The sequence below is a fragment of the Streptomyces phaeoluteigriseus genome (assembly GCF_001896135.2).
GTDB classification, from domain to species: domain Bacteria; phylum Actinomycetota; class Actinomycetes; order Streptomycetales; family Streptomycetaceae; genus Streptomyces; species Streptomyces phaeoluteigriseus.
Map to the genome: position 1 here is coordinate 825,991 of NZ_MPOH02000015.1, position 21,809 is coordinate 847,799.

A 21,809-nucleotide genomic window follows, 5' to 3' on the forward strand; every position below is an offset into this window, starting at 1 on the left:
CGCGTATCTGATCTCGCGTATCGCGTCTCATATATGACGTACGAAGTACGACGGCTTGAAGGTAGGAGGGGCCCCGTGTTTCGTCAATGCTTCTGACAAAGGAAGTCGAGGTTGCTTTTTCCCGGCCCCTCAGAGGGAGAAGGTGTCGCCCTCGTGCGCGGCGGCGGTCCGCCCGCCGAAGACCAGGGCGGCGCGGCCGGCCGCGGCCTCCCGGGTGAGGGTGGGCCCCACGTGGGTGATGAGCAGTTCCCGCGCGCCCTTCGCGCAGGCGCCCGCGTCCTCCGGCGTGAGGTGCACGCGCTGTTCGCCTTCGCGATGCGCGTCGAGGTCGGCCTCGCACAGGAACAGGTCCGCGCCCACCGCGAGTTCGGTGAGCGCGTCGCACAGTCCGCTGTCCCCCGAGTAGGCGAGGACGCTGCCCTGGCACTCGGCGCGCAGCCCGTACGCCTCGGTGTCGTGGACCACCGAGCGGGAGGTGAGCCGGAGGTCCCGGTGGCGGACGGTGTGACCGTCGTACAGCGGCCTGAACTCGAGGATTCCGTCCAGGAACCGTACGTCCCGCCGCCCGAGGAAGCCCGCCAGGCGCCCGGCGCAGTCGCGGGGCGCGTACACCGGGATCGGGGCCGGCGGGGTCATGCCGCCGTAGGCGAACGCGTAGGCGGCGGCGAGGAGATCGGCGCTGTGATCGGCGTGCAGATGGGAGATCCAGATCGCGGTGAGCCGACGCGGATCCGTGTGCCGCTGCAACTCCGCGAAGGTACCCGGTCCCGCGTCCACCCATACCTCGGCACCCCCGCCCCGCACGAGATAGCCGGAACAGGGCCGCCCCGGCCCGGGGTGCGGAGAGGCGGTACCGAGGACGGTGAGATGGAGAGGCATGGTCGGGAGAGTACGAGCCACACGGGCGGAACGCGCCAGGGTCACGTCCGGCCACGGTCGCCCGCGCGGGAGCGGCCACGGCGTACGGGTCACGGTGGGCTCCGGGGCGTGAGCCCGCCTGGGGCCACGCCGGGCGGCGGAGCGGGTGCTGGGCGGCCCGGGTCAGGGGGGCCACACCGGGTCACCGGGGCCGGCCCGGAGCCCACCGGGTGACTGCGTCCCGACCCGTCGGCTCCCGCTCACACCGTCCCGCCCGGACCGCACGGCGCGGACGCCGCCCGCGCGGACCGCCCGACCGCCGCCGTCCAGCCCGAACGGCGCCCGCGCGGGTGCCGTGTCCATACAGCCCGAACGGCACCCGCCCGGGTGCCGTCCAACCAGCCCGAACGGCACCACCGCGGGCCGCCCCCCGCCCGGCCGCGCTCCCCCGCTCACCGGAACCGGCACCGGCATCGACACAGGTCACTGCCACCCCCCAACCCGGCCGACCGCCCGAGGTCACACCCCTGCGCGAGTCCAGCCCGGGTCGCGCCCGCTCAGGCCGATCACGCGGTCCAGGAGCGGGGCGTCCGGTGAGACCGGTACCACGGGGCCGAAGATGCCTCCGCCGCCCGTCGGGTCCTCGGCGACCTCCAGGACGAAGGCGTGGCACGCCCGGAGCGCGGGCGGGTCGGGGACGTACTCCTGGCCGGTGGCGCGGGCGAGGTCCCAGCCGTGGACGACCAGTTCGTCGATGGTCACGGCGGCGGCGACCTCGCCGGGCAGGTCGACCCCGCCGGCACGGGTCGTGCCGGTCCAGGCGGCGGGGTCGCGCCAGGCCTCGGCGAGTTCGTCGAGGACGTGGGGCAGTTCCTCGCGCCAGCCGGGGGCGATGTCGGGCACGGCGGTGTCCGGCGGGGTGTCGGTGGTCGGACCGAGATCCTTGCGGGCGGCGTCACGGAAGGCGACGGTGAGACCCGTGAGGTGGCCCAGCAGGTTGCGGACCGCGTACGCGGGGCAGGGGGTCGCGTCCCCGAGCTGCTCGTCCCGCACGCCCGCCACGAGCCGGGCCACGATCCGCGTCTGGGGTCCGAAATCGAGGATCGCCGTGTCGGTGTCGGTGTGGGTGTCGGTGTCGGTGTGGGTGTCGGTGTCGGTCATCTGCCGCTCCTCCGGTGGGTGTCTGAAGGAGAGACCGGTGGGGCGGCACGAACTCATCGCGGGACGGGCGGCGACTTCGCCGCGGTCCCGAACGGCTCCGCGGCCGGCCGTGTCGGCTCAGACCGCGCCGAGCCCCTCGCGGACGTCCTCCAGATCGCCGTCCGATGCCAGTCCGGCATGGTAGAGCCGGATCTCCGTGGCGCCCAGTTCACGCGCGCGTGCCGCGTCCGCGGCGAGCGTGCCGGGGCTGCCGCCCATGCCGGAGACGACGGTGAGGTTGGCGGCGATCACGGCGGATGGGCGGCGCTGTGCGGCGAAGGGTGTCAGGAGGGCGGGTCCGCCCGCGCAGGGGACGACCACACCGTCGGCGACGGACAGGATGTGCGCGGGGTCGACACCCGGGTTGGCGCCCACGTGGAACGACACCGGGTCGGCGTGCAGCAGCACCTGGAAGCCCTCGGGCGCCGCCGCGCGGACGGCCGCGACGGCCTCCTCCTGGAGCGAGCGGGCGGTCGCGTCCCGCCACGCGCGCGTGGCCGCCGCCGGCTCCGTGCCGAGCAGCTTCTCCACTCCGGCCCAGCCCCCGTCGTCCGGCAGCCCCTGCCACACCGGTTCCAGTGCGGTCCGTACGGCCGCCGCAAGGCCGTCGGCGTCCAGGCCCCGCTCGCCGTACCCGGCGCGGCAGGCGGGGCAGAAGCAGAGCGACATGAGGTACTGCCCGGCCTCACCGAGGCCGACCCCGCCGGTCTTGTCGTGGGCGTGCAGATGCTGGAGGCCGTACCAGCCGAGGGACTCCAGTTCGGTGCCGGCCGTGCCGGGCCGTACGGCGGCCTCGGCGGCCAGGTCGACGAGGTACGCGCGCGTGGCGGGCTGGGCGATGCACGGGGCCCACGGGTAGCGGTCGCCGTACGCGTTGACGACGGAGGTGTCCGGGTGCTCGGCGCCCAGGCGGGAGTTGTGCGCGAGGACGACCCAGCTGTGCACCTCCAGACCCGCCTCCGCGAGCGCGGCGGCGGCCTCGCCGTAGGCGTCGCCGGGGGCCCAGTCGCCGGCCGGGTGGGGGCGCAGGGCGCGGCCGTCCCAGCGGCTGTCCACCGGGTACAGCACGGCCGCGTGTTCGGCGGTCACGATGCGGTGGCGGGGGTGGCGCGGGGTGAGGGCGCGGGTGGAGTGGTAGGCGGCGGCCAGGGTGACCTGCCCGACGCCGAGGGCGGCGATGCGGCCCGGGGCCCGCGGGTCGCCGTTGACGTCCCAGGGGTAGACGAACGCCGACGCCTTCACTCGCCCTCCTCCAGCAGCGCGTACCCGCGCTCGACCAGCTGCGCGAGCTGCTTGACATGGTCCTCGCCCGGTTCGTGCAGCGGGGGCCGCACCTCGCCCACGTCGAGGCCGCGCAGCCGCACGCCCGCCTTGACGAGGGAGACCGCGTAGCCGCGCCCCTGCGCGCGCAGTTCGACGAAGGGGCGGTAGAAGCCGTCGAGCAGACGGTGCGCGGTGTCCTCGTCGCCGGTGGCGAGCGCCCGGTGGAAGGCGAGGGCGATCTCGGGGGCGAAGCAGAACACGGCGGACGAGTAGAGGGTGACGCCGATGGCGGCGTAGGCGAGCTGGGTCTGCTCCGCGGTCGGCAGTCCGTTGAAGTAGAGGAAGTCGCCGGGGGCCTCGGTGCGGACGGCGCTGACGATGCGCTGCATGAGGTCGAGGTCGCCGAGCCCGTCCTTGAGCCCGATGATCCCGTCCGTGCGGGCCAGTCCGGCGACCGTGTCGGGGGTGAAGACGGCGTTGTCGCGCTGGTAGACGATCACCGGGAGCGGGGTCGCGCCGGCCACCTCCTGGTAGTGCCGCAGCAGCCCCTCCTGGCCGGCGATCACCAGGTACGGCGGCATCGCGAGCAGCCCGTCCGCGCCGGCGGCGTGCGCGAGGCGCGCGTAACGCACGGCGAGCGCGGTCCCGTAGCCGGTGCCCGCGACGACGGGCACGCGTCCGGCCGTCTCGTCCACCGCCGCGCGCACGCACGTCTCGAACTCCTCGGGGGTGAGCGCGTGGAACTCACCGGTGCCGCAGCAGGCGAAGACCGCCGCCGCCCCGGCCTCGATCCCGCGGCGGATGTGCGCGCGGAAGGCGTCGAGGTCGAGGGAGCCGTCGAGGCCGTAGGCGGTGACGGGGAAGAACAGCGGTCCGGTGGGGACGCGCAGACGTTCGGCGAGCGGGGCTGGCGTCACGGGCTCTCCCTAGGACGACGCGTGCGTTCCTCTGACTGATGTCCACATCTATGAACGAACTCACCCTATGAAGGCCTCCAAGCCCCGGTCAAGCGCACAAACCACCAGACGGGGGCGGATTCGCCGGCTCCGCGAGAGACTTGACGCGGCGGGCGGGAGATCCTTAGCGTGTCCACGCATGTGAATAACGTCCACGCATACGGCCACCGGGCCACTCGCCCACCGCGGCCGGCGCGCCGGTCGCACCCGCCGCCCCCCGTCGCACCCGTTGACCCGTCGCCCCCGACGACCAAGGAGACCCGAGGATGCCCGCTCCGCGCACCGTCCTACTGACCGGCGCCGCCGGAGGCCTCGGCACCCTGATGCGGGAACTGCTCCCCGCGTACGGCTACGAGCTGCGCCTGCTGGACCTGCGCCCGATCGAGGGCGAGCCGGACGCGATCGTCGCGGACCTCGCCGACCGGGACGCCGTGCGCGAGGCCGTACGGGGCGTCGACGCGATCATCCACCTGGCGGGCATCTCCCTGGAAGCCCCCTTCGAGAAGATCCTCGGCGCCAACATCGTCGGCACCCACCACCTGTACGAGGCCGCCCGCGAGGAAGGCGTGCGGCGCATCGTCTTCGCGTCCTCCAACCACGCGGTGGGCTTCACCCCCCGCCCCCAGGGCGACGACCCCCTCATCCCCGTCGAGACCCCGCACCGCCCGGACACCTTCTACGGCCTGTCCAAGGCCTTCGGCGAGGATCTCGCCCAGTTCTACTGGGACAAGCACGGCCTGGAGAGCGTGTCGGTGCGTATCGGCTCCTGCTTCCCGGAGCCCACCAGCGTGCGGATGCTGTCGGTGTGGATGAGCCCCGCCGACGGCGCCCGCCTCTTCCACGCGGCCCTGACCGCCGAGGACGTCGGCCACACCGTCGTCCACGGTTCCTCCGCCAACACCCGGCTGTGGTGGGACCTGACCAGCGCGCGGGCGCTCGGCTACGAGCCGGAGGACGACTCCGAGCCGTGGGCCGAGAAGCTGATCGCCGAGCAGGGCGAGCTGGACCCCGGGAACATCGCGCACGCCCACCTCGGCGGCCACTTCGTCAGCGACCCGCCGATCTGGCCGTACTGACACCACGAGAGCATCACGCGGCGGCGGCGACCGAACGGGCCCGCCCGCCGCCGTGTACGGGCATCCGTGCTGCCCGATCCACCGCCCGGCGCCGCAGCCGTGCAGGTCCGCGGCGGGCACCGCCCGCGGAGAACGGGCACAGACGGACCGTATCGGGCCCGCGACAGGCCTGGTCACCACCCGTACCCCGCTGTAGAACTTCCCCCATGGGCCCCACCGGGCCCGAACGGGCAGGAAGCGAGGTGACGGCATTGACCCCGAGGACGGCGGAGGAGCGCCAGCGGGAGATCGTGCGGGCCGCGCGCGCCACCGGCTCGGTCGACGTCGCCGCGCTCGCCATCGAACTGGGCGTGGCCAAGGAGACCGTGCGGCGGGATCTGCGCGCCCTGGAGGACCACGGCCTGGTGCGCCGCACGCACGGCGGCGCGTATCCCGTGGAGAGCGCCGGTTTCGAGACGACCCTCGCCTTCCGCGCCACCAGTCACGTGCCCGAGAAGCGGCGGATCGCCACCGCGGCGGCCGGACTCCTCGGGGACGCCGAGACGGTCTTCGTCGACGAGGGCTTCACCCCGCAGCTCATCGCCGAGGCACTGCCCCGCGACCGGCCGCTGACCGTGGTCACCGCGTCCCTGCCGGTCGCGGGCGCCCTCGCGGAGACCGGCACCGTGTCCGTCCTGCTGCTGGGCGGCCGGGTCCGGGCCGGCACCCTGGCGACGGTGGACCACTGGACGACCAAGATGCTCGCCGGCTTCGTCGTCGACCTCGCCTACATCGGCGCCAACGGCATCTCCCGGGAACACGGCCTGACCACCCCCGACCCGGCTGTCGGCGAGGTCAAGGCACAGGCGGTGCGGGCCGCGCGCCGCACGGTCTTCGTCGGCGTGCACACCAAGTTCGGCGCGGTCAGCTTCTGCCGGTTCGCCGAGGTCGGCACGCTGGAGGCGATCGTGACGAGCACCCTGCTGCCGGCCCCCGAGGCCCACCGCTACTCCCTGCTGGGTCCGCAGGTCATCCGCGTCTGAAGATCCCACGCGCCGCGAGAGGGCGCGTCCGGAAAGCCGACGCACCACGGGAGTGCGCGTCCGGAAAGCCAACGCACCAAAGGAAGTGCGCGTCCAGAAAACCGACCCACCCCTACCCCCACAACGACATCCCCCTACCCCCTCACGCCTTCGTCTCCCCACACGTCTCCCCATACGTCCAGGAGTGATCCATGCGAACCCCGAGCCGACGGCGGCCCCCGCGAGCCACGCTCGCCCTGGCCGCCGCAGGGACGCTGCTCGCCCCGCTGCTCTCCGGCTGCTGGACCGGGGCCGGCGGGGCCGGATCAGGCGGCGATTCCCTCAACGTCCTCATGGTCAACAACCCGCAGATGACCGATCTGCAGAAACTCACCGCCGCCCACTTCACCAAGGACACCGGCATCAAGGTCAACTTCACCGTCCTGCCGGAGAACGACGTCCGCGACAAGATCAGCCAGGACTTCGCCAACCAGGCGGGCCAGTACGACGTGGCGACCCTGTCCAACTACGAGATACCGATCTACGCCCGCAACGGCTGGCTGCACGAGATGGACTCCTACGTCGCCGAGGACCCCGGCTACGACGAGCGGGACATCCTCGCCCCGATGCGCGAGTCCCTCACCGCCGACGACGGCAGGCGCTACGGCCAGCCCTTCTACGGCGAGTCCTCCTTCCTGATGTACCGCAAGGACGTCTTCGCCAAGGCCGGCCTGACGATGCCCGAGCGCCCCACCTGGACCCAGGTGGCCGAACTGGCCGCGAAGGCCGACGGGGCCGAGCCCGGCATGAAGGGCATCTGTCTGCGCGGACTGCCCGGCTGGGGCGAGGTCATGGCACCGCTCACCACCGTCGTGAACACCTTCGGCGGCACCTGGTTCGACCAGGACTGGAAGGCACGCCTCGACTCCCCCGAGTTCGGGAAGGCGGTGAAGTTCTACGTCGACCTGGTCCGCGAGCACGGCGAGTCCGGCGCCGCCCAGTCCGGTTTCGCCGAGTGCCTCAACAACATGACCCAGGGCAAGGCCGCCATGTGGTACGACGCCACCTCCGCCGCCGGTTCCCTGGAGGCGGCGAACTCCCCGGTCAAGGGGGACATGGGCTACGCCCCCGCCCCCGTGGAGCGGACCCGGACCTCCGGCTGGCTCTACACCTGGGCCTGGGGCATCCAGAAGGCCTCCCGCAACACCGACAAGGCCTGGCAGTTCGTCTCCTGGGCCTCCGGCAAGGAGTACGAGCAACTGGTCGGCGAGGAGATCGGCTGGTCGAACGTCCCCGCCGGCAAGCGCGCCTCGACCTACGCCAACGCCGCCTACCGCGCCGAGGCGTCCGCCTTCCAGGAGCGGACGAAGGAGGCCATCGAGGGCGCCCGTCCCCACGACCCCGGCGTGCAGCCGCGGCCCGCGCCCGGCATCCAGTTCGTCGGCATCCCCGAGTTCACGGACCTCGGCACCAAGGTCTCCCAGGAGATCAGCGCGGCCATCGCCGGACGCCAGTCCGTCGAGTCGGCCCTGAAGAAGGCCCAACGGCTCGCCGAGCGCATCTCCGAGGAGTACGAGGGACGATGACCGCCACGACGACGGCCCCCCTGGCCACCACTCCCGTACCGACCCGGCGTCAGCCCTCCGCCCGGCTGCGCGCCTGGGCCACCCGCGCCCCGCTGCTGCCCGCCCTGATCTTCATGATCGCCGTGACCCAGCTGCCGTTCGTGGCCACGCTGGTGATCTCCTTCTTCGACTGGAACGCCCTCTACCCCGACGCCCGCAGCTTCACCGGCCTCGACAACTACCAGCAGGTGCTCACCGACTCCGACCTGCGCCACTCCGTGTGGACGACGGTCCTGCTGACGGTCGCCGTGGTCCTGGCCAGCCTGGTCCTGGGCCTGGCCCTCGCCCTGCTCCTGGACCGCAGGTTCCGCGGCCGGGGCGTGGTGCGCACCCTCCTCATCGCGCCCTTCCTGGTCGTCCCGGTCGCGGCCGCACTGCTGTGGAAGCACGTCCTCTACAACCCCGAGTACGGGCTGCTGAACGGCCTGTTGCACTACGTCGGCGGCCCGCAGCCGGACTGGATCTCCAGCACCCCGCTGCTCGCGATCGAGGCCTCGCTGGTGTGGCAGTGGACGCCGTTCATGATGCTGATCCTGCTCGCCGGCCTCCAGAGCCGGGACCAGCAGCAGATGGAGGCCGCGCGCGTGGACGGCGCGAGCGACTGGCAGATCTTCCGCTACCTGACGCTCCCGCACCTGCGCCGCTACCTCGAACTGGGCGCCCTGCTCGGCTCGATCTACATCGTGCAGAACTTCGACGCCGTCTTCACGATCACGTCCGGCGGTCTGGGCACCGCCAACCTGCCCTACACCGTCTACCAGAGCTTCTACCAGGCCCACGAGAACGGCCTCGCCTCGGCCGCGGGCGTCCTGGTGGTCATCGGCTCGATCGTCATCGCCACCTTCGCCCTGCGCGTGGTGTCGTCCCTGTTCCGCGAGGAGGTGTCGCGCGCATGAGCGCATCGACCGTACCGGCCCGCCGCAAGGGCGCCGGTCTCGGCCTGCTGGCCTGGCTGGCCGGGATCGTCTTCTTCCTGCCCCTCGCGTGGATGGCGCTGACCTCCTTCCACTCGGAGCAGGACGCGGCGACCAACCCGCCCTCCTTCACCGCCGCCCTGACCCTGGACGGCTACCGCGAGTTCTTCGGCACGGGCGGCGGCGCGAGCCCGTGGCCGGCGCTGGTCAACTCGACGGTGGCGTCGGTCGTCTCGACCCTGTTCGTCCTGCTGCTCGCCCTCCCGGCTGCGTACGCGCTGTCGATCCGCCCGGTGAAGAAGTGGACGGACGTCCTGTTCTTCTTCCTGTCGACGAAGATGCTGCCGGTGGTCGCGGGCCTGCTGCCCATCTACCTGTTCGCCAGGAACACGGGGATGCTCGACAACATCTGGCTCCTGGTCATCCTCTACACCTCCATGAACCTGCCGATCGCGGTGTGGATGATGCAGTCCTTCCTCTCCGAGGTGCCGGTGGCGATCATCGAGGCGGCACGGGTGGACGGGGCGCGGCTGCCGACGATCCTCGCGCGCGTGGTGGCCCCGATCGCCCTTCCCGGAATCGCCGCGACGGCCCTGATCTGCTTCATCTTCAGCTGGAACGAGCTGCTGTTCGCCCGGGTCCTCACCGGGGTCGTCGCCGAGACCGCCCCCGTCTTCCTGACCGGCTTCATCACCAGCCAGGGCCTGTTCCTGGCGAAGGTGTGCGCAGCGTCGCTCGTCATCTCCCTGCCGGTGCTCGCCGCGGGGTTCGCCGCCCAGGACAAACTGGTCCAGGGCCTGTCGTTGGGAGCCGTGAAATGAAGGCCGCCGTCATCGAGTCCGTGGGCCGCGCCGTCGTCACCGAGGTCCCGGACCCGACGCCCGGTCCCCGCGAGGTCGTCGTCGAGGTCGCCGCCTGCGGACTGTGCGGCACCGATCTGCACATCCTCCAGGGCGAGTTCGCCCCCGAGCTGCCGATCGTGCCGGGCCACGAGTTCGCGGGCACGGTGGTCGGGACCGGCACCCAGGTCACCGAGGTGACGGTGGGCGACCGGGTGGCCGTGGACCCGTCCCTGTACTGCCACGAGTGCCGCTACTGCCGTACCGGCCACAACAACCTCTGCGAGCGCTGGGCGGCGATCGGCGTGACGACGGCCGGCGGCGCGGCCCAGTACGCGGTCGCGCCGGTGGCGAACTGCGTCAAGCTGCCCGAACACGTCCGCACCGAGGACGCGGCCCTGGTGGAACCCCTGTCGTGCGCCGTGCGCGGCTACGACGTCCTGCGCTCCCGGCTGGGCGCGCACGTGCTGATCTACGGCTCCGGGACGATGGGCCTGATGATGCTGGAGCTGGCCAAACGCACGGGCGCGGCGAGCGTGGACGTGGTCGACGTGAACCCGGCCCGGCTGGAGACCGCCCGCCGGCTCGGCGTCTCGGCGTCGGCGGTCGACGCGGACGAGCTGGAACGGCCCCGGGGCTGGGACGTGGTCGTGGACGCGACCGGCAACGCGGCGGCGATCCAGGACGGACTGGAGCGGGTCGCCAAGGCCGGTACGTTCCTCCAGTTCGGCGTGGCCGACTACGCGACGCGGGTCAGCATCGACCCGTACCGCATCTACAACCAGGAGATCACCATCACGGGCTCGATGGCCGTCCTCCACAGCTTCGAACGTGCGGCGGAACTGTTCGCGAACGGTGTCCTCGACCCCGAGATCCTCATCAGCGACCGCCTTCCCCTGACCCGCTACCCCGAGGCCCTGGACCAGTTCGCCGCGGGCGTGGGCCGCAAGATCGTGGTGGTGCCGTAGGCCATGACCCGAACGCCGGCCGGATGTCCCGCCGGTCCGGGGGCGCACCCGCTCCCCTCCTCTCGCCCGTCCGGGGGCACACCCGCTCCCCTTCTCTCCCCCGCCCCACCCGAATGGCGAAAGTAAGGGAACGGCAAAACGGCCTCGCTCGTTCACCCGACATGACAGCTATGACCCCCGGCTCGAACATCCCTCTCCCCGTCGCCCGCGTGGCGGTGGACGTCGCCGCCCCCGTGCGCCTCGACGTTTCGGGCCTGCTGCTCACCGCCGACGGCAAGGTGCGCTCCGACGACGACTTCATCTTCTACAACCAGCCGACCGGCCCCGGCGTGACCTACCGCTCCGGCGCCGGCACAGCCCCGGACGCGATCATCGTCGACACCTCCGCGCTGCCCCCGGGCATCGAGAAGATCGTCGTCACCGCGAGCCCGGACGCGGCAGGCCAGACCTTCCAGGGCGTCGAACCGACGGCCACGATCCGCGGCGCCGACGACAACAGCGTCCTGGCCACGTTCACGCCCCCGCGGCTGGGCGCCGAGACGGCCCTGGTGGTCGTGGAGATCTACCTGCGCAACGGCGTCTGGAAGGCCCGAGCGGTCGGCCAGGGCTACGCCAACGGTCTGGCCGGCATCGCCACCGACTTCGGCGTCTCGGTGGAGGAGCCCGCGGCGGCAGCCCCGGCCCAGCCGGTCGCCCCGCCCCCGGCCCACGACGCAGCCTCCGGTCACCCCGCCCGCCTCGCCGATGGCCGCCCCGCCCGCTCCCCCGGCACCGCCCGCCCCCGGCGCCGGGAAGGTCAACCTGGACAAGGGCCGGGTCAGCCTCCAGAAGAACCAGACGGTCTCCCTGGTGAAGGGCGGCAGCCCGCTGCTCTCGCAGGTCAAGATGGGCCTCGGCTGGGAGCCGGCGTACCGCGGCAAGGACATCGACCTGGACGCCTCGGTCATCGCGTACGGCCCTCAGCGCAACCACATCGACAGCTGCTACTTCGGCAAGCTGTCCATCGTCAACGGCGCGATCAAGCACTCCGGCGACAACCTCACCGGTGAGGGCGGTGGCGACGACGAGGTGATCACCGTCGACCTGGGCCGTCTCCCGCAGGAGGTCACGGGCCTGGTCTTCACGGTCAACTCCTTCTCGGGCCAGAAGTTCACCGAGGTCGCCAAGGCCTACTGCCGGCTCCTGGACGCCGCGACCGGGGAGGAACTGGTCCGCTTCGACCTGACCAGCGCCGAGCCGCAGACGGGCGTGATGATGGCCAAGCTGATCCGCCAGTTCACCGGCGAGTGGGACATGACGGCCATGGGCGACTTCGTGAAGGCCCGCACGGTCCGGAACATGGTGAAGCCGGCGGCACAGTCGCTCTGACCTCCGGGCCGGCCCGGCCCCCGACGACGCGCGCGGCGCCCTCCGGCAGGGGCGCCCACCGCCGACCGTCACCGCTAACCACCACGGCTCACCGCTCTCGGTCACCGCGCGGGGCCGAGTCCCTCCGTCAGCAGCGACACGTACCGGCGGATGCTGCTGCCGTCCCCGTTGGCCAGCTCCGCCGCCGTCGACACCCCGTGCGCCAGCCGCAGCACCTCGACGGGCTCGACGTCCGCGCGCAGGGTCCCCTCCCGCTGCGCCGCCTCCACCAGCCTGGCCGCCGCGCCCTGCACGGTCGTACCGCAGGCGGTGACCGCGGCGAGACTGCCGTCAGTGACGGCGGACCCCATCAGTGCCTTCATGCCGCGCACCTGGATCGTGCCGACGCACAGCTCGTTCAGCCACTCCACCAGCGCCTCACCCGGCGGCAGCCGTGCGGCGAGCACCTCGGCGCGCACGGCGAACGCCTCGATCCGGTCGACGTACGCCGCCTCCAGCAGCGCCTGCCGGGTGGGGAAGTGCCGGTACAGCGTGCCGGAGCCGACCCCCGCCCGCTTGGCGATGTCGTCGAGGGACGCGCCCTCCCCGTGCTCGGCGAAGGCCTCCGCCGCCGCCTTCAGCAACCGCTCGTAGTTGCGGCGAGCGTCCGCACGCATGGGCTTGACCCGCGTCATCCAGTTACTCCTCGCGCACCGGGGCTCTCTCCGTACTTTAGCGAGGACGATCCCGACGCGGTCGGACGGCGGCGGTCCACGCTGCGGACGGCGGCGGCAGAACACGGCCGTACCCGAACACGGCCGTACCGGAACACGGCCGTCCCGGAACACGGCCGTACCCGAACACGGCCGTGTCAGAACAGCGCGCTGTACGCGTTGAGCGCCGGCTGGCCGCCCAGGTGGGCGTAGAGCCGGCCGATCAGGCGCGCTTCTGCCGCTTCCACGGCCCCGTGATCGCCAGCAGGATGCCGGGGTCCTGGATGTTGGCGAACAGGGTCCTGCCGTCGGGGGAGAAGGTGACGCCGGCGAACTCGCTGTACTCGGGCTCCTCCTCGGTGCCGACGTTCAGGTCGTTGCGGGCGATCGGGTAGGTACGGCCGCTGTCGGTGGCACCGAACAGGTGGGAGACGCCCTCGCCGTCCTCGGCGAGGACCAGACCGCCGTAGGGGGAGACGGTGATGTTGTCGGGGCCGTCGTAGGCTCCGTCGGCCGACGGGTCGGGGTTGACGCCGAGGAGCACCTTCAGGGTGAGGGTGCGGCGCTTGGGGTCGTAGAACCAGACCTGGCCGTCGTGCTGGAGGGGGCTCTCGGCGCGGGCGTACGAGGAGACGAGGTACGCGCCGCCGTCACCCCACCACATGCCCTCCAGCTTGCGGGCGCGGGTGACCTCGCCGGCGGCGAACTGCTTGCGCACGGCGACCGACCCGGCGTCGCGGTCGGGGACGTCCACCCAGTCGACGCCGTACACCGTGCCGGTCTTCGTGGCGCGGGAGAGGTCGTCGACGAACTGGCCGCCGGAGTCGAAGCACTTGGGGGCCTGGAGGACGCCGGCGTCGTCGGCGAGGGTGCGGAACCTGCCGCGGCCGTGCTCGAAGCCGCGCGGCGGGGTCCAGCGGAAGAACAGGCCGTTGGGGTTGGAGGCGTCCTCGGTGAGGTAGGCGTGGCCGCGCTTGGGGTCGATGACGACGGCCTCGTGGTCGTAACGGCCGAAGAACTTCAGGGGCTTGGGGTCCCGGTTGGCGCGCCGGTCGCGGGGGTCGACCTCGAAGACGTAGCCGTGGTCCTTGGTCATACCGTTGACCCCGGCCCGGTCTGAGTTCTCCTCGCAGGTCAGCCAGGTGCCCCACGGGGTGCTGCCGCCCGCGCAGTTGGTGGAGGTGCCGGCGATACCGACCCATTCGGCGACCTGGCCGCCGGGGCGGACCTCGACGACCGTGCAGCCGCCCGAGGCGGCCGGGTCGTAGACGAGGCCCTCGGTGAGCGGCACCGGGTGCGTCCAGTTGGCGCGCGGGCCCTTCAGCTCGTGGTTGTTGACGAGGAGGGTGGTGCCGCGCGGGCCCTCGAAGGCGGCCGTGCCGTCGTGGTTGGACGGCGTGGGTTCGCCCGACTCCAGCTTGGTCCTGCCGCTGTAGGTGATGATCCGGTAGTCGAAGCCGGCGGGCAGCGCGAGGATGCCGTCCGGGTCGGGGAGGAGCGGCCCGTAGCCGACTCCGCCGTGGGCCGCCGAGTCCTTGCCCTCGCTGCCGGTGTCCGCCGTCTCGGTGTCCGTGGACGCGAGGGCGTTCGGCGCGCTGGCGAGCGCGCCGACGCTGCCCGCCAGCGCGACACCGGCACCGGTTACCGCGGATTTCCTGGCGAAGTCCCTGCGGGTGAGCGACATGTTGTCTCCTGAGACGCTGGTGTGCCGTGGAGGGTGGCGGACGTCGGCGCAACCGTCTCCCTCGCCCCTGAACACCGGCTGAACGCAGGGCGGCGCCTGGTCAGGCGCCCGGGAAACTACACCCCCGGGCCGGCGCCGCGGACGCGAGGGGCGCGCGGGCCCGCTCACCCGGCCCGCACCCAGCCGCCCGGCTCTCCGCTCTCATCCCTCCCTGCTGCGACTGAACGCAGGGGGCGCCCCGTCAGGCGCCCGGAAACCACACCCCAGGGCCGGCGCCACGGACGCGAGAGGCGCGCGGGCCCGCTCACCCGGCCCGCACCCGGCCGCCCGGCTCTCCGGGCTCATCCCCCCTGCTGCGAGCGCGCCTTGAACGCCGCCTTGCGGGCCTCCTTGGCGATCCGCTTGTCCGGGTGCAGACGTCCCATGGCCTCCAGGACGTCGGCGGTGGCCGGGTGGCCGACCCGCCAGGCCGCCGCGAAGAAGCCGCTGTGCTGCTGCGCGAGTCCCTCGAGGAGGGTCTGGAGTTCCTCGGAGTTGCCCTCGGCGGCCAGTTGGGCGGCGAGGGTGTCGATGGTGAGCCAGTAGACGAGGTCCGCGGAGGGCGGCGGTACGTCGGCGGCGCCCAACTCGCTCAGCCACACCCGGGCGAGCCCGCCGAGTTCGGGGTCGTCGAGGACGTCCCGTACGGCGGGTTCGGCCTGTGCGCCGACGAGGGACAGGGCCTGCTGGCAGCGCAGCCGGCGCAGCGGCGCGCCCTCGTCGGAGCCGCGGGCGGCGGCGAGCAGCTCCTGGGCAGCGGCGAGGGGTTCGCGCCGGTCCAGCCATTGTTGGGTCTCGGCGCGAGCGGCGAGCGGTCCGTACCCGGAGCTGCCGTCGAGGAGGGCGTCGGCGCCCTTGTCGACGAGGTCGCCGACGGCGGGTGCGCCGAAGCCGGCCTCCAGAAGGCGGGCGCGGAGCCCGTAGAGGCCGAGCGGGGTGAGGCGGACCATGCCGTAGCGGGAGACGTCGGTCTCGTCGAGGGGGGCGGCGGGCTCCTCCTCGGGGTCGCCCATGAGGGCCTCGTCGACGGGCTGGTAGGCGACCAGCCCGATCGGCTCCAGGAGCCGGAACTGGTCGTCGAGACGCATCATCGCGTCGGAGATCTGCTCCAGCATGTCGTTGGTGGGCTCGCCCAGGTCGCCGGGGACGATCATGGAGGCGGCGAGGGCGGGCAGCGGGACGGGGCCGTCGCCGGGGCCGTCCTCGGTGACGGTGAGCAGGTAGAGGTTGCCGAGCACGCCGTCGAGGAAGGCGGCCTCGCTCTCGGGGTCCCAGTCCAGCCGGGAGAAGTCGATCTCGCCGCTCTCGTCCATGGCCTCGGCCAGGTCGTCGAGGTCGGGCACGGTCGCGTCGGCGAGGACGGCCTCCAGGGCGGCGAGCCAGACGGTGAGGATGTCGTGCGGGGAGCCGCCGGTGAGCAGGGGCAGGTCCTCGCCCGCGGCGACGGTGCCGGCCTCCTCGTCGGTGACCTCGACGAGCCCGGTGTCCACGGCCACCCGCCAGGCCTCGGCGGCGTGGGCGGCGGCGTCGTCGCCGGTGAGCCCGAGCAGTTCGGCCGCGGCCGGCAGCTGCTCGTGGACGAGTCCGCCGCCCGCGTCGACGCGGGTGTCGGGTCCGGCCCAGCGGGCGAGGCGGGCGGCCCGGGAGAGCAACGGCGTGGACAGCGCGTCGCGCGCCAGCTCCGCTTCGGGGTGCAGCCGCACCGGCGGCAGGGGGGAGCTGTCTGACATCGGCCTGTTCTCCTCGGACGCGTGGTGCCACTCGGTCACCCAGCCTAGACGGGTTTGCGCCCATGCCGTCCGGTTCATCTCCCGGTCAGGTCTCGTACATGGCTCAAACCTTGACAACTGGGCTGGCCAGGCAGGAGATTGACGCGCGTAGAAGTTGGGGGGACAGGTGTTCACTGGTTTCTACGCGCGTCATCCGCGCCCCACGTCTCACCCTCGTCCCGGCGCTCATGTACGTCCCCGGAGGGAACCCCTTGCCTAGCAGGTCTTCCGCGCGGCTCGCCGCGCTCACCGTCGCCGCCGTCTGCTCGGCCGCGTCGGCCGTCGTCGTCGCCTCGCCCGCGCACGCGGACTCGGTGCGCATCCACGACATCCAGGGCACCACCCGCATCTCGCCGTACGCCGGCAAGCAGGTCACGGACGTGACCGGAATCGTCACCGGCGTGCGCACCTACGGCTCGTCCAGGGGTTTCTGGATCCAGGATCCGAACCCGGACGCCGACCCGGCCACCAGTGAGGGCGTCTTCGTCTTCACCAGCTCGGTCCCGAAGGTCGCCGTCGGTGACGCCGTCACCGTCTCCGGCACGATCTCCGAGTACGTCCCGGGCGGCACCTCGTCCGGCAACCAGGCCCTGACGGAGATCGTCCGCCCGACGGTGGCCGTGGTCTCCAACGGCAACGCGGTCCCGGCCGCGACGGTCGTCGACGCCCGGTCGGTGCCGGCGGCCTACGCCCCGGCCGGCGACCCCGCCGCGAACAACTCGGTCAACGCCCTCACCCTGCGGCCCGGCACCTACGCCCTGGACTACTACGAGTCCCTGGAGGGCATGAACGTCCAGGTCGCCGACGTCCGCGTGGTCGGCGCCACCGACCCGTACGCCGAGCTGTGGGTCACGGTGAAGCCGTGGGAGAACCGCAACCGCCGCGGCGGCACGGTCTACGGCTCCTACGACGCCCAGAACACCGGTCGGCTCCAGATCCAGTCGCTCGGCGCGGTCGCCGACTTCCCGGCGGCGAACGTCGGCGACAAGCTGACCGGCACCACGGCGGGCCCGCTGGACTACAACCAGTTCGGCGGTTACACCGTCGTCGCCAACCGGATCGGCACGCTCAAGAGCGCCGGTGTGGAGCGGGAGACGACGCAGAAGCAGAAGAACGGCGAACTGGCGGTCGCGACGTACAACGTCGAGAACCTCGACCCGTCCGACGCCACGTTCGCCGCGCACGCCGCCGCGATCGTGAACAACCTCCAGTCGCCCGACGTCGTGTCCCTGGAGGAGATCCAGGACGACAACGGTGCGACGAACGACGGCACGGTCACCGCCGGCCTGACGGTGGCCAAGCTGATCGACGCGATCGTCGCGGCGGGCGGTCCCCGCTACGACTGGCGCTCGATCGACCCGGCGAACAACACCGACGGCGGTGAGCCGGGCGGGAACATCCGCCAGGTGTTCCTGTTCAACCCGGAGCGCGTCTCCTTCACCGACCGCGCGGGCGGGGACGCCACGACCGCGGCCGGTGTCACCGAGGTGCGCGGCAAGGCGGCCCTGACCGTCTCCCCCGGCCGGATCGACCCGGCGAACGCGGCCTGGAAGTCCAGCCGCAAGCCGCTGGTCGGCGAGTTCGTCTTCCGTGGCCGCACGGTCTTCGTGATCGCCAACCACTTCAACTCCAAGGGCGGCGACCAGGGACTGACCGCGCAGTACCAGCCGGTCGTGCGCAGCTCGGAGACCCAGCGCCACGAGCAGGCGACGCTGGTCAACGCCTTTGTCAAGGACATCCTCGACACCCAGAAGAACGCCGCCGTCATCGCGCTCGGCGACATCAACGACTTCGAGTTCTCCGGGACGACGAAGCTCCTGGAGGGTGACGGCGAGCTGTGGTCGGCGGTCAAGTCGCTGCCCAGGAGCGAGCGTTACTCGTACGTCTACCAGGGCAACAGCCAGGTCCTCGACCAGATCCTGATCAGCCCGTCGATCCGCCGCGGCTGCGACTTCGAGTACGACAGCGTGCACGTCAACTCGGAGTTCAACGACCAGATCAGCGACCACGACCCGCAGGTGCTGCGGTTCAGGCCGTAACCGCGCGATCGCGGCTCAGGGCTGGCTGAACACCCCGTCCAGCCAGCCCTGCCAGGCCAGTTCGTCGGCCTGGGCATCGGCGTCCGGGGCGAAGTCGTGGACGCTGATGCCGACCGGCGCACCCCAGTGGTTGCGCCCGAAGAAGCGGATGAGGGCCTCGTCCGTGCGCAGCCCGATGAAGTACGGATTGCGGAAGTCCAGTACGGCGTCCACGAGTCGCCCCTCGGGGCCGTGGGCCCGCACCCGCTCTTTTTTGTCCAGACGGATTGAGTGTTCGGTGGAGGGGGCGTCGGCGGACGGGCGGGCGGGTGTCCTGGCAGGGGCAAGCGAAGGACCGGCACCCGCAGTGGGGGTGCCGGGTCCAGCTCTGCCGTCTCGCGGGTGCGTCTCGCGGGTGCGTCTCGCGGGTGCGTCTCGCGGGGTGCGTCTCTCGGTGTTCGTCTCGCGACTGTCGTCCAGTATTGAGCGCGACCGAGGGCTGTCGTCTAGCAGCGCGAGGCGCGGCGACGGCCGAACGCCGCTCCGGCGGCCACGATCAGCGCCGCCGCCGCGGCCACGATCACCACCGGTCGCGGGTGCCGCCTCACGTACCCGACCGGTGCGCTCAGCGGCGCCGGGACGGTGCCCTCCGCGCGGGCCGTGTGCCCGGCGTGGGCCGCCTTCTCCTGCACGACGTGCCCGGCGTCCTTCGCCCTCACCTGGACCGTGTGGCCGGCCTGGGCCGCCGAGCTGCGGAGCTGGACCGTCATCGCGCCGGCGCGGTCCTTGAGGTCGGCCGCTCGGGCCTTGGCCCGGCCTCGGAGGTCCGTCCTCGCCGCCAGCTCCTCGACCGTGCTGCCGAGCTGGCTCCTCGTCCGTGCAATCTGCTTGCGCAGCTCCGCTGCGCCGTCCGCGGTCGGCCTGTCCGTCATCGGTGCGCCCTTTCCCTGATCTCCTCGACGTCCGCCTTGACGCTGTCCAGAGCCGCCTCGGGCCTGGGTGGCGTGGCCTGCCGCAGCTGACTGCGGCCGGTGACGCCCAGCACGGCGGCGATCACGAACAGCACCGCCGTCACGATCAGCGCCGCGGCCCAGACCGGCAGCACCAGCGAGAGGGCGGCCACGCCCGTGCCGGCGAGAGCGAGCAGCCCGGCGTACGCGAACGCGCCCGCTGCTCCGAGCATCCCTCCGCCGCGGCCCGCGCGCCGCCCCTTCTCCGCCAGCTCCTCCTTGGCGAGTGCCATCTCCTGCCGGACGAGCCGCGAGAGCTGTTCGCTCGCCTGACCGACGAGTTCTCCGACCGTACGGTGCCCGTCGTGGACGGGCCGGGTCTGCATGGTCCCGGTCACGTGTTCCGCCTCCTCTCGGTTCCGACCCCCCGGGTACCCGCGCGGCCGACGGCTACCCGTGCGGCGCGGAGGGCTCGACCGTCGGTGACGTCTCAGCGTCCCTTATCCGTACCTCGTAGCAGATTTAAGTGGAGCTTCACGATACTGGTGCCGAGACTGCTTCCATGACGAACGCACCCTCCCCCGCCCCTCCCTTCGGCCGCGCGCTCTGTGCGATGGTCACGCCCTTCACCGAATCGGGCGCGCTCGACCTCGACGGGGCGCGGCGGCTCGCCGCCCACCTGGTCGCGGAGGGCTGCGACGGGCTCGTCCTGTCCGGCACGACGGGCGAGTCGCCCACCACCACGGACACCGAGAAGTCGGAACTGGTGCGAGCCGTACGGTCGGCGGTCGGGGACCGGGTCCCGCTGGTCGCGGGCGTGGGCACCGCCGACACCCGGCACACCGTCGAACTCGCCCTCGCCGCCGAGAAGGCGGGCGCCGACGGGGTGCTGGTGGTCAGCCCGTACTACAGCCGGCCGCCGCAGGACGCCCTGGAGGCGCACTTCCGCGAGGTCGCCGACGCTTCCGGGCTACCGGTGCTGCTGTACGACATCCCCGGCCGCACCGGCACCCGTATCGAGCCGGAGACGCTGATCCGGCTGGCCGGCCATCCCCGGATCGTCGGCGTCAAGGACTGCTCCTACGACCTCCTCGGCACCCAGAAGGTGCTCTCCCGCACCGACCTGGCCTACTACGCCGGCTGCGACGAGCAGATCCTCGCGCTGTACGCGGTCGGCGCGGCCGGGTACGTCAGCACCGTCGCCAACGTCGTCCCCCGCCGGCTCCGCGCCGTCCTCGACGCCTTCGACGCCGGTGACACGGGCGGGGCCGCGCTCCTCCAGCGACGCGCCATGGGCCTCATCGAGTCGATGATGGCGTCGGGACTGCCCGGCACGGTCACCGCCAAGGCCCTGCTGGCCGCACTGGGCCTGCCGGCCGGCCCGGTCCGTGCGCCGCTGCGGCCGGCCGACCGCGAGACGACCGACGGGCTGCTGGCGGCGTACTCGGCGTGCGCGGCCGGGTAGTACGGACCCCGGCCCCCGGCAGGGCAATAAGGGCGGTCGGGGACGACCTCCGTGGAATACGCCGAAGCCCGTGCCGCAGTTGTCCGCGGTACGGGCCCCGGTCCTGCCTCGTGATCAGTTGTGGCTGTGCAGGACGTCGTTCAGGCCGCCCCACACCGCGTTGTTCGGGCGGGCCTCCACCGTGCCGGTCACCGAGTTGCGGCGGAACAGGATGTTGGAGGCGCCGGAGAGTTCGCGGGCCTTGACGATCTGGCCGTCCGGCATCGTCACACGGGTGCCGGCGGTGACGTAGAGGCCGGCCTCCACCACGCACTCGTCGCCGAGAGCGATGCCTACACCGGCCTCGGCGCCGATCAGGCAGCGCTCGCCGATGGCGATGATCACGTTGCCGCCGCCGGAGAGCGTGCCCATCGTGGAGGCGCCGCCGCCGATGTCCGAGCCGTCGCCCACGACGACGCCCGCGGAGATACGGCCCTCGACCATCGAGGTGCCGAGCGTGCCGGCGTTGAAGTTCACGAAGCCCTCGTGCATGACCGTCGTGCCCTCGGCGAGGTGCGCGCCCAGGCGGACGCGGTCGGCGTCGGCGATGCGGACGCCCTTCGGGGCCACGTAGTCCGTCATGCGCGGGAACTTGTCGACCGAGGTCACCTGGAGGTGCAGGCCCTCGGCGCGGGCGTTCAGCCGGACCTTCTCGATGTCGTCCACGGCGACCGGGCCGAGGGACGTCCACGCGACGTTGGCGAGCAGGCCGAAGACGCCCTCCAGGCTCTGGCCGTGCGGCTTGACCAGGCGGTGGGAGAGCAGGTGCAGGCGCAGGTACGTGTCGTGCGTGTCGATCGGCTTGTCGTCGAGGGAGCTGATGACCGTGCGGACCGCGACCACTTCGACGCCCCGGCGGGCGTCCGGGCCGATCGCCTTGGCCGCTCCCTCGCCGAGCAGTTCCACGGCCTTCTCGGCGGACAGGCGCTCGGTGCCGGACGGGCCGGGCTCGTCGGTGAGCCGGGGGGCGGGGAACCAGGTGTCGAGAACGGTGCCGTCGGCGGCGAGGGTGGCGAGGCCGGCGGCCGCGGCGCCGGTGGTCGCGAGTCGTGTCGGTCATGGAGGGAAACCTAACCGGCGGGGGC

General features: G+C 72.5%; 17 protein-coding genes and 3 pseudogenes. 9 read left to right on the forward strand and 11 right to left on the reverse strand.

From position 1 onward, the window contains the following. Positions 1–129: 129 nt before the first annotated feature. The 4 genes from BM536_RS21675 to BM536_RS21690 form a co-directional block, all read right to left on the reverse strand. Positions 130–879: an MBL fold metallo-hydrolase gene (locus tag BM536_RS21675; RefSeq protein WP_094103359.1), complete on the reverse strand. Its 750-nt coding sequence runs from the start codon at positions 877–879 to the stop codon at positions 130–132. 498 nt (positions 880–1,377) lie between these two features. After that, entirely contained in the window at positions 1,378–2,019 is a 642-nt protein-coding gene (locus BM536_RS21680) for a TIGR03086 family metal-binding protein (RefSeq protein ID WP_094103360.1), read from the reverse strand. 117 nt (positions 2,020–2,136) lie between these two features. Continuing rightward, entirely contained in the window at positions 2,137–3,300 is a 1,164-nt protein-coding gene (locus tag BM536_RS21685; RefSeq protein WP_094103361.1) for a hypothetical protein, read from the reverse strand. After that, positions 3,297–4,238 (reverse strand): 5-dehydro-4-deoxyglucarate dehydratase, encoded by a 942-nt coding sequence (locus tag BM536_RS21690; protein ID WP_073496813.1) that lies wholly within the window; start codon positions 4,236–4,238, stop codon positions 3,297–3,299. The genes BM536_RS21685 and BM536_RS21690 overlap by 4 nt, the downstream gene beginning before the upstream one ends. A 305-nt stretch (positions 4,239–4,543) precedes the next feature. Between BM536_RS21690 and BM536_RS21695 the strand changes: the two genes are divergently transcribed. The 7 genes and pseudogenes from BM536_RS21695 to BM536_RS21725 all read left to right on the forward strand — a co-directional run bounded on the left by BM536_RS21695 (position 4,544) and on the right by BM536_RS21725 (position 12,068). Continuing rightward, positions 4,544–5,353, forward strand: coding sequence for an NAD-dependent epimerase/dehydratase family protein (locus tag BM536_RS21695; RefSeq protein ID WP_094103362.1), 810 nt, complete (start codon positions 4,544–4,546; stop codon positions 5,351–5,353). A 206-nt stretch (positions 5,354–5,559) separates the two neighbouring features. Next, positions 5,560–6,375, forward strand: coding sequence for a DeoR/GlpR family DNA-binding transcription regulator (locus BM536_RS21700; RefSeq protein ID WP_073496816.1), 816 nt, complete (start codon positions 5,560–5,562; stop codon positions 6,373–6,375). 191 nt (positions 6,376–6,566) lie between these two features. Then, positions 6,567–7,940, forward strand: a complete 1,374-nt coding sequence (locus BM536_RS21705; RefSeq protein WP_073496818.1) for an ABC transporter substrate-binding protein — start codon at positions 6,567–6,569, stop codon at positions 7,938–7,940. Continuing rightward, positions 7,937–8,875 (forward strand): carbohydrate ABC transporter permease, encoded by a 939-nt coding sequence (locus BM536_RS21710; RefSeq protein ID WP_073496820.1) that lies wholly within the window; start codon positions 7,937–7,939, stop codon positions 8,873–8,875. Before BM536_RS21705 ends, BM536_RS21710 begins: the two co-directional genes overlap by 4 nt. Beyond that, entirely contained in the window at positions 8,872–9,714 is an 843-nt protein-coding gene (locus tag BM536_RS21715) for a carbohydrate ABC transporter permease (protein WP_073496822.1), read from the forward strand. Before BM536_RS21710 ends, BM536_RS21715 begins: the two co-directional genes overlap by 4 nt. Then, positions 9,711–10,700, forward strand: coding sequence for a zinc-dependent alcohol dehydrogenase family protein (locus tag BM536_RS21720; protein ID WP_073496824.1), 990 nt, complete (start codon positions 9,711–9,713; stop codon positions 10,698–10,700). The genes BM536_RS21715 and BM536_RS21720 overlap by 4 nt, the downstream gene beginning before the upstream one ends. A 170-nt stretch (positions 10,701–10,870) precedes the next feature. Further along, positions 10,871–12,068: pseudogene (locus BM536_RS21725) on the forward strand (TerD family protein). A 101-nt stretch (positions 12,069–12,169) separates the two neighbouring features. On the opposite strand, the gene BM536_RS21730 reads toward BM536_RS21725, so the two are convergent. The 3 genes from BM536_RS21730 to BM536_RS21740 form a co-directional block, all read right to left on the reverse strand. Beyond that, complete coding sequence (locus BM536_RS21730) at positions 12,170–12,742, reverse strand: TetR/AcrR family transcriptional regulator (protein ID WP_073496828.1); 573 nt, start codon at positions 12,740–12,742, stop codon at positions 12,170–12,172. Positions 12,743–12,983: 241 nt separating this feature from the next. After that, a complete protein-coding gene (locus tag BM536_RS21735; RefSeq protein WP_073496830.1) occupies positions 12,984–14,444 on the reverse strand; it encodes an alkaline phosphatase PhoX in 1,461 nt (486 codons plus the stop codon). Between the two features lie 341 nt (positions 14,445–14,785). Further along, complete coding sequence (locus BM536_RS21740) at positions 14,786–16,213, reverse strand: hypothetical protein (protein ID WP_094103513.1); 1,428 nt, start codon at positions 16,211–16,213, stop codon at positions 14,786–14,788. A gap of 251 nt (positions 16,214–16,464) precedes the next feature. Between BM536_RS21740 and BM536_RS21745 the strand changes: the two genes are divergently transcribed. Continuing rightward, positions 16,465–18,291 (forward strand): endonuclease/exonuclease/phosphatase family protein, encoded by a 1,827-nt coding sequence (locus tag BM536_RS21745; protein ID WP_073496832.1) that lies wholly within the window; start codon positions 16,465–16,467, stop codon positions 18,289–18,291. 15 nt (positions 18,292–18,306) lie between these two features. Here the strand turns inward: BM536_RS21745 and BM536_RS21750 are convergent. The 3 genes and pseudogenes from BM536_RS21750 to BM536_RS21760 form a co-directional block, all read right to left on the reverse strand. Next, positions 18,307–18,537, reverse strand: a pseudogene (locus tag BM536_RS21750) (SRPBCC family protein); the annotation flags it as partial. 239 nt (positions 18,538–18,776) lie between these two features. Continuing rightward, positions 18,777–19,202, reverse strand: a complete 426-nt coding sequence (locus tag BM536_RS21755; protein WP_094103363.1) for a DUF3618 domain-containing protein — start codon at positions 19,200–19,202, stop codon at positions 18,777–18,779. Then, positions 19,199–19,618, reverse strand: a complete 420-nt coding sequence (locus tag BM536_RS21760; protein ID WP_073496835.1) for a phage holin family protein — start codon at positions 19,616–19,618, stop codon at positions 19,199–19,201. The genes BM536_RS21755 and BM536_RS21760 overlap by 4 nt, the downstream gene beginning before the upstream one ends. A 164-nt stretch (positions 19,619–19,782) precedes the next feature. Between BM536_RS21760 and dapA the strand changes: the two genes are divergently transcribed. Continuing rightward, positions 19,783–20,685 (forward strand): 4-hydroxy-tetrahydrodipicolinate synthase, encoded by a 903-nt coding sequence (dapA, locus tag BM536_RS21765; protein WP_073496837.1) that lies wholly within the window; start codon positions 19,783–19,785, stop codon positions 20,683–20,685. 114 nt (positions 20,686–20,799) lie between these two features. On the opposite strand, the pseudogene dapD reads toward dapA, so the two are convergent. After that, positions 20,800–21,765 (reverse strand): annotated as a pseudogene (dapD, locus tag BM536_RS21770) (2,3,4,5-tetrahydropyridine-2,6-dicarboxylate N-succinyltransferase); the annotation flags it as partial. Between the last annotated feature and the right edge of the window lie 44 nt (positions 21,766–21,809).

Coding starts and splice junctions, on each gene's coding strand:
- BM536_RS21675 (WP_094103359.1), bottom strand. CDS start 879: ATGCCTCTCCATCTCACCGTCCTCGGTACCGCCTCTCCGCACCCCGGG.
- BM536_RS21680 (WP_094103360.1), bottom strand. CDS start 2,019: ATGACCGACACCGACACCCACACCGACACCGACACCCACACCGACACC.
- BM536_RS21695 (WP_094103362.1), top strand. CDS start 4,544: ATGCCCGCTCCGCGCACCGTCCTACTGACCGGCGCCGCCGGAGGCCTC.
- BM536_RS21700 (WP_073496816.1), top strand. CDS start 5,560: ATGGGCCCCACCGGGCCCGAACGGGCAGGAAGCGAGGTGACGGCATTG.
- BM536_RS21705 (WP_073496818.1), top strand. CDS start 6,567: ATGCGAACCCCGAGCCGACGGCGGCCCCCGCGAGCCACGCTCGCCCTG.
- BM536_RS21710 (WP_073496820.1), top strand. CDS start 7,937: ATGACCGCCACGACGACGGCCCCCCTGGCCACCACTCCCGTACCGACC.
- BM536_RS21715 (WP_073496822.1), top strand. CDS start 8,872: ATGAGCGCATCGACCGTACCGGCCCGCCGCAAGGGCGCCGGTCTCGGC.
- BM536_RS21720 (WP_073496824.1), top strand. CDS start 9,711: ATGAAGGCCGCCGTCATCGAGTCCGTGGGCCGCGCCGTCGTCACCGAG.
- BM536_RS21730 (WP_073496828.1), bottom strand. CDS start 12,742: ATGACGCGGGTCAAGCCCATGCGTGCGGACGCTCGCCGCAACTACGAG.
- BM536_RS21735 (WP_073496830.1), bottom strand. CDS start 14,444: ATGTCGCTCACCCGCAGGGACTTCGCCAGGAAATCCGCGGTAACCGGT.
- BM536_RS21740 (WP_094103513.1), bottom strand. CDS start 16,213: ATGTCAGACAGCTCCCCCCTGCCGCCGGTGCGGCTGCACCCCGAAGCG.
- BM536_RS21755 (WP_094103363.1), bottom strand. CDS start 19,202: ATGACGGACAGGCCGACCGCGGACGGCGCAGCGGAGCTGCGCAAGCAG.
- dapA (WP_073496837.1), top strand. CDS start 19,783: ATGACGAACGCACCCTCCCCCGCCCCTCCCTTCGGCCGCGCGCTCTGT.